Source organism: Pseudomonas amygdali (assembly GCF_002699855.1).
In the GTDB taxonomy this organism is placed as follows: Bacteria; Pseudomonadota; Gammaproteobacteria; order Pseudomonadales; family Pseudomonadaceae; genus Aquipseudomonas; species Aquipseudomonas amygdali.
This window is the reverse complement of sequence record NZ_LKBW01000268.1, coordinates 1-13,279: the sequence shown is the minus strand read 5'-3', so window position 1 is coordinate 13,279 and position 13,279 is coordinate 1. Positions and strand designations below refer to the sequence as shown.

The 13,279-nt window shown below is 60.4% G+C and carries 12 protein-coding genes; 11 read left to right on the top strand and 1 reads right to left on the bottom strand.

Translation table 11 applies throughout. The annotated features are described in order from the left end of the window. The first annotated feature begins 22 nt into the window (after window positions 1-22). Both murU and AO277_RS17760 read left to right on the top strand, forming a co-directional pair. Entirely contained in the window at window positions 23-694 is a 672-nt protein-coding gene (murU, locus tag AO277_RS17765) for an N-acetylmuramate alpha-1-phosphate uridylyltransferase MurU (RefSeq protein ID WP_002551894.1), read from the top strand. Then, window positions 695-1,462 carry a TerB family tellurite resistance protein gene (locus AO277_RS17760; RefSeq protein ID WP_002551895.1) on the top strand — a complete coding sequence of 256 codons (768 nt, stop codon included), beginning with the start codon at window positions 695-697 and terminating at the stop codon, window positions 1,460-1,462. 32 nt (window positions 1,463-1,494) lie between these two features. On the opposite strand, the gene AO277_RS17755 is transcribed toward AO277_RS17760, so the two are convergent. Beyond that, window positions 1,495-2,481, bottom strand: a complete 987-nt coding sequence (locus AO277_RS17755; RefSeq protein WP_044318468.1) for an alpha/beta hydrolase family protein — start codon at window positions 2,479-2,481, stop codon at window positions 1,495-1,497. Window positions 2,482-2,559: 78 nt separating this feature from the next. On the opposite strand from AO277_RS17755, the gene AO277_RS17750 reads away from it, so the two are divergent. The 9 genes from AO277_RS17750 (at window position 2,560) to trpE (ending at window position 13,116) form a co-directional block, all read left to right on the top strand. Further along, complete coding sequence (locus AO277_RS17750) at window positions 2,560-4,608, top strand: sensor histidine kinase (RefSeq protein WP_044318469.1); 2,049 nt, start codon at window positions 2,560-2,562, stop codon at window positions 4,606-4,608. Then, window positions 4,605-5,234, top strand: a complete 630-nt coding sequence (locus AO277_RS17745) for a response regulator (RefSeq protein ID WP_004660136.1) — start codon at window positions 4,605-4,607, stop codon at window positions 5,232-5,234. The genes AO277_RS17750 and AO277_RS17745 overlap by 4 nt, the downstream gene beginning before the upstream one ends. 315 nt (window positions 5,235-5,549) lie before the next feature. Continuing rightward, window positions 5,550-6,674, top strand: coding sequence for an ABC transporter ATP-binding protein (locus AO277_RS17740; RefSeq protein ID WP_044318470.1), 1,125 nt, complete (start codon window positions 5,550-5,552; stop codon window positions 6,672-6,674). An 82-nt stretch (window positions 6,675-6,756) separates the two neighbouring features. Continuing rightward, on the top strand, window positions 6,757-7,791 hold the full coding sequence (locus AO277_RS17735; protein WP_044318471.1) for a polyamine ABC transporter substrate-binding protein: 1,035 nt from the start codon (window positions 6,757-6,759) through the stop codon (window positions 7,789-7,791). Window positions 7,792-7,868: 77 nt separating this feature from the next. Further along, entirely contained in the window at window positions 7,869-9,116 is a 1,248-nt protein-coding gene (locus tag AO277_RS17730; protein WP_044318472.1) for an ABC transporter permease, read from the top strand. Window positions 9,117-9,127: 11 nt separating this feature from the next. Continuing rightward, entirely contained in the window at window positions 9,128-9,949 is an 822-nt protein-coding gene (locus AO277_RS17725; protein ID WP_016982689.1) for an ABC transporter permease, read from the top strand. A gap of 126 nt (window positions 9,950-10,075) precedes the next feature. Next, window positions 10,076-10,750, top strand: coding sequence for a ribulose-phosphate 3-epimerase (gene rpe / locus AO277_RS17720; RefSeq protein ID WP_005733270.1), 675 nt, complete (start codon window positions 10,076-10,078; stop codon window positions 10,748-10,750). After that, window positions 10,747-11,565, top strand: a complete 819-nt coding sequence (locus AO277_RS17715) for a phosphoglycolate phosphatase (RefSeq protein WP_044318473.1) — start codon at window positions 10,747-10,749, stop codon at window positions 11,563-11,565. Before rpe ends, AO277_RS17715 begins: the two co-directional genes overlap by 4 nt. A 69-nt stretch (window positions 11,566-11,634) precedes the next feature. Continuing rightward, on the top strand, window positions 11,635-13,116 hold the full coding sequence (trpE, locus tag AO277_RS17710) for an anthranilate synthase component I (protein ID WP_002551905.1): 1,482 nt from the start codon (window positions 11,635-11,637) through the stop codon (window positions 13,114-13,116). Window positions 13,117-13,279: the final 163 nt, after the last annotated feature.

The following is a 13,279-nucleotide window of genomic DNA, read 5'->3' as shown; positions in this document are numbered from 1 at the left end:
TGATTGTGTTGAAGAGGACTGCATGAAAGCCATGATTCTCGCCGCCGGTAAAGGCGAGCGAATGCGCCCGTTGACCCTGCACACGCCCAAACCGTTGGTGCGTGCCGGGGGGATGCCGTTGATCGAGTACCACCTGAACGCCTTGCGCGCAGCCGGGTTTCACCAGCTGGTCATCAACCATGCCTGGCTGGGGCAGCAGATCGAGGATTATCTGGGCGACGGTCAGCGTTTCGACCTGAGCATCCGTTATTCTCCCGAAGGCCAGCCGCTGGAAACAGGCGGCGGGATTCATCGGGCCTTGCCATTGCTGGGCGTTGAGCCGTTTGTGGTGATCAATGGGGATATCTGGACGGACTATGACTTCAGCGCTTTGCGCGTGCCGCTAGCCGGTCTCGCGCATCTGGTGCTGGTCGATAACCCGGCACATCACCCCACTGGCGATTTCTCGTTGGTCGACGGTCAGGTACGCGATGACGATTCGGCAGGTCAGCGGCTCACCTACAGCGGTATCGCTATCCTGCATCCACAGTTGTTTGCCAACTGTGAGCCCGGTGCGTTCAAGCTTGCGCCGTTGTTGCGTGAGGCCATGCATCAAGGCCTAGTAACGGGAGAGCACCACAGAGGGCGGTGGGTCGATGTCGGCACGCACGAGCGTCTGGCTGAAGTCGAGCAGTTGCTTGCGGAGACCCGCTGAATGCTTTGGCCTGGCACATTGATCGGCGCGGGTGTCGGCTATGCAATTGCCAGCATCCCGGGCGCAATGCTGGGTGCTCTATTGGGGCAGGCGCTGGACCGGCGCCTGAAGCTGCAGAGCTGGGCGCACCTGCGCGAGCGTCTGGGAGGGCGGGCGGCGATACCCGCCGATGGGCTGCTGTTTGTGTTGCTGGGCCGTCTGGCCAAGAGTGACGGACGTGTCCTGGCCAGTCATATTAATCAGGCCCGTACCGAAATGCGCCGTCTGAACCTGAACGAGGCGGATCAGTTGCGCGCCATCAACGCCTTCAAACGCGGTCGTGACGGTGCCGACGGCCTGCGCAGTTATTTGCGCGGTCTGCACGGGCAGCCGGACACCGCCGAGGAGTTGTTGTGTGCCTGCTGGCGCATGGCCTGGGCGGATGGCAAGGCTTCCCGGGTCGAGCGTGAGTTGATCGGGGTATGGGGCATGTGGCTGGGTTGGACAGGCCCACAAGTCGAAGCGCTGGCTGCCGATCACGACCCGATGAAGCGTTCGCCGGTCAGTAGTGGTGATGACTACAAAAGCGCGATGACGCTTCTGGGAATAAAACCGGACACCGATCCTTTAAGCATCAAGCGCGCCTACCGTCGGCTGCTCAGTCGGCATCATCCTGACAAGGTTGCCGGTTCGGGTGCCAACCCTCAGCAAGTGCGGGTGGCTACCGACAAGACCAGCCAGCTGCATAACGCCTATCGGGTGGTAAAGGCCCGACGCGGGTTCAACTGAGCCTGCTGTGCGTCGGGCGCTCGGGGTGAAGCTTATTTTTCTTCCTTGGCGTCTATCCAGCCACGAACCCTGCGGAACAGTTGTTCTTGCTCGGTATGTTCATTGCCCACGATATTGATCAGACCAATCTGCGTAAAACCGGGGCCTTTGGCGCGTTTGCTGGCCTGCAGACGTGCTTTGGCGGCCTGGTCCGGCGAGTTTTTGTAGATGAAGTCGGCGGTCTTTATTTTCAGCTGAGGCACCATGTCCAGCAGCGAAGGCGCAGCACTGACCGGCTCGCGCGCAGCAAGCATCACCAGCTTCTGCACGGCAGGCGATGTGCGTTCATTGAGGAATCTGGCTGCCCAATAGGCACCGCTGCTATGGCCGATCAATACGATGCTGCGAGCCTTGTTCTGCTGCGCAAAGCTGATCGCGCTTTCGATCCGCGCGAAGATGCGCTCGGCCTGAGCCTTGTTGAGTTCCTCGTCGGCAGCTGCCTTTGCGGTTGCTGCGGCAGCCAGAGCCTCGGCTTCAGCTGCCGGGTCTTGCGCTTTCGCACTGGCGTCCTTGAGGGATTCCTTGGGTTTGGCAGCGTTCGCGTCGGTCGAGGCGGCGTCGGGCTCGCGTGGCACCAGGCTGTTGTCTATCGCATCCGGCAGGGTGATGCTCAGGCTTGACCAGCCGACATCCGGAAATTTTCTGCGCAGCGGGCCGACGGCATCCGGCCAGTCCGGTGACTCGGCGTCGCCAGGCACAATGATCACCGCGCCCTGGGGCTCGTCACTGTTTGCAGGCTTCCAGAGCGCGAGAAAGCTTTCGTCACCCGCCTGAAGTTGCTGCTGATCCTCGCGAGGCAATTGACGCTCCAGCGCTATCGCGTCTTCCTGCGAGCGGCTGAGCAGCGGTGCCCGTTCTACCGGCGCTTCGGCAGCCGCGTCCTTGGCCGGGGCCGGATCGGCTGCGAGCACAGGCAATGCGCAAGGCAGGACCAATGACAGAAACAATGCAGGAAACGTTGCGCGAAAGGTGTAGGACATCGGATATTCCAAGCCAGAAACTATCCCGGCAGCCTAATGGGTTGATCGGCTTTTGTCAGGCCTGAGCCTGCGCGGCATATGGCCGTCATACGAACACACGAGAGCGACACATTGATGATTGGTCTTCTGCGCACCGGCTTTATCGGCTGCCTGGCTTTGCTCTTGATGGTTCAGATGGCGAATACGCAGGCCGACGAGCCACAAACGCCTGAACCTGCGCAGTTGAGTTCAGCACAGCGTAGCTGGCTCGATCAGCATGGCCCGTTGCGGATTGGCCTGGTACTGCGCGCGCCTTACGCCCAGTTCGATCAGCGTTTGCAGCAGTTGTCCGGGGCCAATGTTGACCTGATGAATGCGCTGGCTTCGACGCTGCCGGTCGAGTTGCTGTGGCGAAACTTTCCTGATCAGGCGGCGCTTGAGAAGGCCTTGGCCAATGGTGAAATCGATGTTGCGCCTGGCTTGATGCAGACCCCGGCGGGCCTGCGTCTGTGGTTGTTTTCCGATCCGTATCTGCGTGTTTCGCAACTGTTGATCGGCGAACGCGATGGCAGCACTGCCGTGGACCTCGAGAAACTCGACAGCTTTTCGCGGGTTGCTGTACGCATGCCAGGCCCTGCCGCCGATTACCTGCGCAGCAACTTTCCGCACCTGAACCTGCAAGGCGTGCCGCTGGAGCGTCAGGCGCTGCAATTGTTACTCAGTCAGCAGGCACGGTATGCCGTGGTGGACGAGGCGCAGCTCAGCCGTTTGCTCCGCGAGCCGGAGTTTGCCGGGCTTGCGATAGTGGGGGATATCGGGCTGCCGCAATTGTTGCGCGTGGCTTCACGCCGTGACATGCCGGAGCTGGCCGCCATTGTCAGCGAAGCGTTGCGCGCGATTCCTGCCAAAGAGCTGGAGCAACTGCACGCGCGCTGGATGCCACTCACCCCATCGCATTTCATCGAGTCGACCAAGCTCTGGAAAAACCTATGCATTCTGCTGCTGGTAATGTTGCTGGCCTGTTTCGCCATCGTGGTCTGGCAGCGTCGCCAGCAGCAGGCGCAGGAGCAGGAGTTGCTTTGCGCGCGAGAAGAACTCGCCCGTCGCGTCGAGGGGGAGGAGGCGCTGCGTCTGGCGCAATTCTCCATCGACCAGAGCACTGTCGGCATCCTTTGGGTCAATTGGGACAGTCGTGTGCGTTACGCCAACCGGGCGGCGGAATCCATGCTCGGCTACGCGCCGGGACAGGTGGTCGAGCGCCCGTTGATTGATTTCGAGCCCGGTCTGCACATGGACCGCTGGCTCAACCTGTGGAAAAACGCGCGTTCCCGCGAAGACAGCCCGCAGGTGTTCGAGGCCCATTGTCTGCGCGCTGATGGCAGTCTTCGGCCTGCCGATGTCTCGTTGAGCTTCCTGCGCTTTCACGAGGCGGAATACCTGGTGGTGTTTCTCAGCGACGCCAGCGAACGACGCCGTGCGCATGATCAGTTACGTGAATTATCAGCGCATCTGGAAAGCGTGCGTGAAGAAGAGAAGGCGCGTATTGCTCGCGAGGTGCATGACGAGCTGGGGCAGATGCTGACGGTGCTGAAGCTGGAAACATCAATGTGCGAACTGGCCTATGCTGACCTGGACCCCGGCCTTGGTGAGCGACTGGACAGCATGAAGCGTCTCATCGCTCAGCTGTTTCAACTGGTGCGTGATGTTGCCACGGCATTGCGGCCACCGATTCTCGACGCCGGCATTGCGTCGGCCATCGAGTGGCAGGCACGCCGTTTCGAGGCGCGCACGCAAATCCCTTGCCTGGTGCAGGTGCCGGACAACCTCCCGGTGCTTAGCGATGCCAGAGCCACTGGCATGTTCCGGATTCTCCAGAAAGCGCTGACCAACGTCATGCGCCACGCCCAGGCGCACACGGTGGAAATCAGTCTGACGTTGCAGGATGGCATGATGTGCATGAGCATCGCCGATGACGGGCAGGGGTTTGTCGTCGAGTCGGGCAGGGTGGTTTCATTCGGTCTGGTCGGGATGCGCGAGCGGGTGCTGATGCTCGGCGGCAGACTGGAGCTGGACAGCGATGCCGGTGAGGGCACAACCTTGCGCGCCTACATCCCGTTGGACCCCGTCGCACAGGAGCGAAGCCAGTGATTCGTGTTTTGGTAGCCGAAGACCACACCATCGTGCGTGAAGGGATCAAGCAGTTGATTGGTCTGGCCAGAGACCTGCAAGTGGTCGGTGAGGCCAGCAATGGCGAGCAGCTGCTCGAAACCTTGCGTCATGTGGCCTGCGAAGTGGTGTTGCTGGATATCTCCATGCCCGGCGTCAATGGTCTTGAGGCGATTCCGCGAATTCGCGCACTGGCCAGTCCGCCCGCCATTCTGGTGCTGTCGATGCACAATGAAGCACAGATGGCGGCACGTGCGCTGAAAGTCGGCGCCGCAGGTTATGCCACCAAGGACAGCGACCCGGCGCTGCTGCTGACGGCAATTCGTCGGGTAGCGGCAGGCGGGCGCTATATCGACCCGGACCTCGCCGACCGCATGGTCTTTGAAGTGGGCCTGACCGATAGCCGGCCTTTGCACTCATTGTTGTCGGAGCGCGAGTTCTCGGTGTTCGAGCGCTTGGCGCAGGGCGCCAACGTTAACGACATCGCCCAGCAACTGGCACTGAGCAGCAAAACCATCAGTACCCACAAGGCGCGGCTGATGCAGAAAATGAAACTCAACTCACTGGCCGATCTCGTCAAATACGCGATGGAGCACAAACTGCTCTGAGTCTGAAAACGACACTCCAGTTGAGTGTCGGGTCGGTGCCTTACTCACAACTATCGTGCGACGCTCCGCGTCGGCATGCCGTTCTGGACGCTCTGCGTCCTCTTTTGTGACGCAGAGCGTCACGCACTGCATTCCCACGCTGGGGCGTGCGCAACGATCAGGCTCACTCACATACTCAATCGCGCCATCTCTGTAGGGCAATCCCTACCCCTGGCCTTCCAGCCAGCCTAGGCGATTCTCTCCCGGCTGCCGATTTGCGGGGCATTCAGGCTGCTCTAGGCTTGAGCCCACGCAGACAAAACAAAGGTGTGGGTAATGAGCGACGTCGATACAAGCGCTGGAGCAAATGATGTTCTGGTCAGCTTTCGTGGTGTGCAGAAGAGCTACGACGGCGAAGCACTGATCGTCAAAGACCTTAACCTGGATATTCGCAAGGGTGAGTTCCTGACGCTGCTCGGTCCGTCCGGCTCGGGCAAGACCACCAGCCTGATGATGCTGGCCGGTTTCGAAACCCCGACTGCCGGCGAAATTCTTCTCGGCGGGCGCGCTATCAACAATGTGCCGCCGCACAAGCGCGATATCGGCATGGTGTTCCAGAACTACGCATTGTTTCCACACATGACGGTGGCCGAGAACCTGGCGTTCCCGTTGTCGGTGCGTGGCATGAGCAAGACCGATGTTGGCGAGAAAGTGAAAAAGGCGCTGGGCATGGTCCAGCTGGACACCTTTGCACATCGTTACCCGGCGCAGTTGTCCGGTGGCCAGCAGCAGCGTGTGGCGCTGGCGCGTGCGCTGGTGTTCGAACCGCAACTGGTGCTGATGGACGAACCGCTCGGCGCGCTCGACAAACAGCTGCGCGAGCACATGCAGATGGAGATCAAGCACCTGCATCAGCGTCTGGGTGTGACCGTGGTCTACGTGACCCACGACCAGGGCGAAGCCCTGACCATGTCCGACCGGGTAGCCGTCTTCCATCAGGGCGAGATCCAGCAGATCGCACCGCCCCGCAGCCTGTACGAAGAGCCGAAGAACACCTTCGTGGCCAACTTCATCGGTGAGAACAACCGCCTCAATGGACGTCTGGTCAGTCAGGATGGCGACCGCTGTGTCGTCGAGCTTGAGCGCGGCGAAAAAGTGCATGCGCTGGCGATCAACGTCGGCCAGCCTGGCGGCCCGGTGACCCTGTCTATCCGCCCTGAGCGCATCAACCTCAATGGTCGCAGCGAGAATTGTGCAAACCGTTTTTCCGGCCGCGTGGCCGAGTTCATCTACCTGGGCGACCACGTTCGCGTGCGTCTGGAGGTAGCCGGCAAGAACGACTTCTTCGTCAAACAGCCGATTGCCGAACTGGACCCCGGCCTGAGTGTGGGCGACGTGGTGCCCATCGGCTGGCAAGTCGAGCACGTTCGCGCGCTCGACCCCTTGCAGCAAGTGCATTGATCTACCGATAAAAGCAATAACAGAGGCGACCTGATCGCCCATCCCAATCGCTTACCAACACTGCTCGTGGAGAAAAGAACCTATGTTGAAGTCTTTGAAGTTCACCGCCATCACGTTGGGCCTGATGTGCGCCGCGCAGGCCATGGCTGCCACCGACCTGACCGTCATCTCCTTTGGCGGTGCCAACAAGGCCGCTCAGGAAAAGGCGTTCTACGCGCCGTGGGAAAAGGCCGGTAACGGCAAGATCATCGCCGGTGAATACAACGGTGAAATGGCCAAGGTCAAAACCATGGTCGACACCAAGAGCGTTTCCTGGGACCTGGTAGAAGTCGAATCGCCGGAACTGGCCCGTGGTTGCGATGAGGACATGTTTGAGGAGCTGGACCCGAAACAACTGGGCAATGCCGCTGATTTCGTGCCTGGCGCCATCACCACCTGCGGTGCCGGTTTCTTCGTCTGGTCCACCGTGCTGGCCTACAACGCCGACAAGGTCGCCACAGCTCCAAACGGCTGGGCCGATTTCTGGGACACCAAGAAATTCCCAGGCAAGCGCGGTCTGCGTAAAGGCGCCAAGTACACCCTGGAATTCGCCCTGATGGCTGACGGCGTTGCGCCGAAAGACGTTTATAAAGTGCTGGCCAGCAAAGACGGCCAGGACCGCGCGTTCAAGAAGCTCGATGAACTCAAGCCAAACATTCAGTGGTGGGAAGCAGGCGCACAGCCGCCGCAGTACCTCGCTTCCGGCGACGTGGTGATGAGCTCGGCCTACAACGGCCGGATCGCTGCTGTGCAGAAGGAAAGCAACCTCAAGGTCGTGTGGACCGGTGGCGTATATGACTTCGATGCCTGGGCCATCCCGAAGGGCTCGAAAAACGCCGATGCCGCGAAGAAGTTCATCGCCTACATGCTGAGCCCCGAGCAGCAGAAGACCTATTCGCAGAATATCGCCTACGGCCCGGCCAATACCCAGGCGGTCAAGCTGCTGGACAAGGAAACCCTGCAGAACCTGCCGACCACGCCTGAGAACATCAAGGATCAGGTGCAGATGGACGTAGCGTTCTGGACCGACAACGGCGAATCCCTTGAGCAGCGTTTCACTGCCTGGGCTGCCAAGTAAACAGGCTGCATCACGTCAGATCCGGGCGCTCTCTGCTGTAGGGAGCGCCCTCTCGTTGAAAGATTCCGGAGTTCGCTATGGCCATCGCCGTGCCCCTGACTGAAGGCGCCAGCCCTAACTTGAAGCAACGTCTCGCTCGCGCGGAGCGGGTCAACCGCTGGAAGGCTCAGGCATTGATCGCTCCGCTGGTGATTTTCCTGCTGTTGGTGTTTCTGGTGCCCATCGCCGCGCTGCTCTACAAGAGTGTTGGCAACCCGGAAGTTGTGACTGCACTGCCGACCACTGTGGTCGAAGTGCAAAAGTGGGATGGAAAAGGGCTGCCGCCCGAGTCGGTCTACAAGGCAATGAGCCTGGACCTGGCCGAAACACGCAAGAATTCCACGCTGGGCGATCTGTCCAAGCGTTTGAACATGGAACTGGCCGGTTATCGCAGCCTGCTGAGCAAGACCGCCCGCGCGCTGCCGTTCAAGACTGAGCCGGCCTCTTATAAAGAAGCGCTTGAAGGGCTGGACGAGCGCTGGGGTGACCCGGCCTATTGGCAGGCGGTACGCCGCAATACCAGCAGCATTACCCCGTATTACCTGCTGGCGGCGGTAGACCATCGTATCGACGATCTCGGCGAAGTCGCCCCGGCGACCCCGGACCAGGCGATCTATCTGGATATCTTCGCCCGTACCTTCTGGATGGGCCTGGTGATTACCGCGATCTGTCTGGTGCTGGCTTATCCGCTGGCTTACCTGCTGGCCAGCCTGCCTGCGCGGCAGAGCAACCTGCTGATGATTCTGGTGCTATTGCCGTTCTGGACCTCGATTCTGGTACGTGTGGCTGCCTGGATCGTGTTGTTGCAGTCGAGCGGTCTGATCAACAGCGCGTTGCTGGCGATGGGCATTATCGACAAGCCGCTGGAACTGGTCTTCAACCGCGTCGGCGTGTACATCTCGATGGTGCACATCATGCTGCCGTTCATGATCCTGCCGATCTACAGCGTGATGAAGAACATCTCCCCGACCTACATGCGCGCTGCGATTTCGCTGGGCTGCCACCCGTTTGCGAGCTTCTGGCGCGTGTACTTCCCGCAGACTTACGCCGGGATCGGCGCCGGCTGCCTGCTGGTGTTCATTCTGTCGATCGGCTACTACATCACCCCGGCCTTGCTGGGCAGTCCGAACGACCAGATGGTCAGTTACTTCGTCGCCTTCTATACCAACACCAGCATCAACTGGGGCATGGCCACCGCGCTCGGCGGGTTACTGCTGTTGGCGACCATCGTGCTGTACCTGATTTATAGCTGGCTGGTCGGCGCCAGCCGCCTGCGTCTGAGCTGAGGAGTGTCACCATGTTGAACCCCTACACATCGCCGATCGAACGCATCTGGTATTACGCCCTGCGCATCATCTGTGCGCTGGTGCTGCTCTTTCTCGTGCTTCCGGTATTGGTCATCGTGCCGCTGTCATTCAACTCCGGCAGCTTTCTGGTCTACCCGCTGCAAGGCTTCTCGTTGCAGTGGTATCAGGACTTCTTCAACTCCGCCGAGTGGATGCGCGCGCTGAAGAACAGCATGATCGTCGCCCCGGCCGCGACCCTGCTGGCGATGGGCTTCGGCACGCTGGCAGCGATCGGCCTGACCCGCGGCAACTTCCCTGGCAAGGCGCTGGTCATGGCCTTGGTGATTTCGCCGATGGTGGTGCCGGTGGTGATTGTCGGCGTCGCCAGTTACCTGTTCTTCGCGCCGCTGGGCCTTGGCAACAGCTACACCTCGCTGATTCTGGTCCATGCGGTGCTGGGTGTGCCGTTCGTGATCATTACCGTGTCGGCGACCTTGCAGGGTTTCAATCACAATCTGGTGCGTGCGGCTGCCAGCCTTGGTGCCTCGCCACTGACCGCCTTCCGGCGCGTGACCCTGCCACTGATTGCGCCGGGGGTGATTTCCGGCGCGCTGTTCGCCTTCGCGACCTCGTTCGACGAAGTGGTGGTCACGCTGTTCCTCGCCGGGCCGGAACAAGCCACCTTGCCTCGGCAGATGTTCAGCGGCATTCGCGAAAACCTCAGCCCGACCATCGCCGCCGCTGCGACCTTGCTGATCGGTTTTTCGGTGGTCTTGCTGCTGGTGCTCGAGTGGTTACGCGGGCGCAGCGAAAAACTCAGAACGGCTCAGTAACCGAGCGCGACAAGTCTCAAGCGGCCAGCCAGGGCGAATCCATTGGCGTGCAGCTTGAGGCTTACCGCTCCGGGCGAAGCTTGGCGTACAATCCGCGCACCGTGATTCTGCTCAAACAGGTGCGTCATGCAGCCCTTCGTTATTGCCCCATCGATTCTTTCCGCTGACTTCGCCCGTCTGGGTGAGGAAGTCGACAATGTGCTGTCCAGCGGCGCCGACTTCGTTCACTTCGACGTGATGGACAATCATTACGTCCCGAACCTGACCATTGGTCCGATGGTGTGCAGCGCGTTGCGCAAATATGGCGTTACTGCACCGATCGATGTGCATTTGATGGTCAGCCCGGTGGATCGCATCATCGGTGATTTCATCGAGGCCGGTGCCACCTACATTACCTTTCACCCGGAAGCGACCCAGCACATTGATCGTTCGTTGCAACTGATCCGTGAAGGCGGCTGCAAGGCGGGGCTGGTGTTCAACCCGGCAACTCCGCTGAACCTGCTGGAGTACGTGATGGATAAGGTCGACATGATCCTGCTCATGAGCGTCAACCCGGGTTTCGGCGGGCAGAAGTTCATTCCCGGTACGCTCAACAAGCTGCGCGAAGCGCGGGCGTTGATCGATGCGTCGGGCCGTGACATCCGTCTGGAAATCGACGGCGGCGTAAACGTCAACAACATCCGTGAGATCGCAGCGGCAGGTGCTGATACCTTCGTTGCCGGTTCGGCCATTTTCAACGCACCGGACTACCGGGAAGTGATCGAGAAAATGCGTGCAGAACTGGCAGCATCCCGCGCATGAGCGGCTTTGAGCAGCTATTTGCAGGCAAGTTGCCCAAGCTGATCATGTTCGACCTGGACGGGACCCTGGTGGACTCGGTCCCTGATCTGGCAGTAGCGGTGGATACCATGCTGGCTGAACTTGGCCGGCCAATAGCCGGGCTTGAGTCGGTCCGCGCCTGGGTCGGCAATGGCGCACCGGTGCTGGTACGCCGCGCGCTGGCCAACCACCTCGACCACAGTGGCGTCGATGATGAACTGGCTGAGCAGGGTCTGGAGATCTTCATGCGTGCCTACGCTCAGAAGCACGAGTTCACCGTGGTCTACCCCGGCGTGCGTGAAACCCTGAAATGGCTGCAGAAGATGGGCGTCGAAATGGCCCTCATCACCAACAAACCGGAGCGCTTTGTCGCGCCGCTGCTGGATGAAATGAAACTGGGGCGTTTCTTTCGCTGGATCATCGGTGGCGACACCATGCCGCAGAAAAAACCTGACCCTGCCGCGCTGTTTTTTGTAATGAAAATGGCGGGTGTGCCTGCCTCGCAAGCGCTGTTCGTTGGCGATTCGCGCAGTGATGTACAGGCTGCCAAGGCTGCCGGTGTGGCCTGCGTCGCGCTGAGCTATGGCTACAACCATGGGCGGCCGATTGCCGAGGAAAACCCGGCGATGGTCATCGATGATCTGCGCAGGCTGATTCCCGGTTGCCTGGACATGGACGCTGAGATACTGTTGCCCGACATCAAACGTCCCTCCCCAAGAGAATCCATCGTGGTGGTCACTCGCAAGCTCTGGATGAAAGTCATCAAGGCCCTGGCCCGCTGGCGTTGGCGCGCCTGACTTGATCCTGGCCGACCTGCCGGCACGTTTGCCTGACTGACCGTTTTTCCTCAAACCACGAGGTTGCTCATGAACCGTGAAGAATTCCTGCGTTTGGCCGCCGAAGGCTACAACCGCATCCCGCTTGCCCGCGAAACCCTGGCCGACTTCGATACGCCGCTGTCGATCTACCTCAAGCTTGCCGATCAGCCCAACTCCTACTTGCTGGAGTCGGTTCAGGGCGGCGAGAAGTGGGGGCGCTATTCGATCATCGGCCTGCCATGCCGCACCGTGATGCGCGTTCATGGCCATCACGTCAGCGTGACCCACGATGGCGTCGAGATCGAAAGCCTGGATGTCGAAGACCCGCTGGACTTCGTCGAGACCTTCAAGGCGCGCTACAACGTACCGACGATTGCCGGGCTGCCACGCTTCAACGGCGGGCTGGTGGGCTACTTTGGCTACGACTGTGTGCGTTATGTCGAGAAGCGTCTGGCCAACTGCCCGAACCCTGACCCGCTGGGCGTGCCGGATATCCTGTTGATGGTTTCTGACGCGGTCGTGGTGTTCGACAACCTGGCGGGCAAGATGCACGCCATCGTGCTGGTCGATCCGGCGCAGCAGGATGCCTACGCACGTGGCGTCGCGCAGCTTGATGAACTGATGCACAAGCTGCGTCAGCCGATCACTCCGCGTCGCGGTCTGGACCTGGACCGGCCTCCGGCTGCCGACCCGGTGTTTCGCTCCAGCTTTACTCAGGGCGATTACGAGGCTGCGGTCGACACGATCAAGCAGTACATCCTCGCGGGTGACGTCATGCAGGTTGTGCCGTCGCAACGCATGTCCATCGATTTCAAGGCCGCGCCCATCGATCTGTATCGGGCGCTGCGCTGCTTCAACCCGACGCCTTACATGTACTTCTTCAACTTCGGCGACTTCCATGTCGTCGGCAGTTCGCCGGAAGTGCTGGTAAGGGTCGAGGACAACCTGATTACGGTGCGTCCAATCGCCGGTACTCGCCCTCGCGGTGCCACCGAAGAGGCCGATCTTGCGCTGGAAGAAGACCTGCTGTCCGATCACAAGGAAATCGCCGAGCACCTGATGCTCATCGATCTGGGCCGTAATGACGTTGGGCGGGTGTCCGAGATCGGTACGGTCAAACTGACCGAGAAGATGGTTATCGAGCGTTATTCCAACGTGATGCACATTGTTTCCAACGTCACCGGTCAATTGAAAAACGGGCTGACGGCAATGGACGCACTGCGGGCGATTCTGCCGGCTGGCACGTTGTCCGGTGCGCCGAAAATTCGCGCCATGGAAATCATCGATGAGCTGGAGCCGGTCAAGCGCGGTGTCTATGGCGGCGCCGTGGGGTATATGGCCTGGAATGGCAACATGGACACGGCTATCGCGATTCGTACTGCGGTTATCAAGAACGGCGAACTGCATGTACAGGCCGGTGGCGGCATTGTTGCCGACTCCGTGCCAGTGCTGGAATGGGAAGAAACCCTGAACAAACGCCGCGCCATGTTCCGCGCCGTGGCCCTGGCCTCGCAGACTGCCGAGGGTTGAGCAGGCTTGCTGCTCTGGTAGTTAGATAGCTATCGTTCCTCACGCTCCAGCGTGGGAATGCCGTGGGTGACGCTCCGCGTCACAGATTTGCACCGCGCCGCAGTTCTCAGGAGAGGACGCGGAGCGTCCAGAACGGCATGCGACGCGGAGCGTCGCACGATAG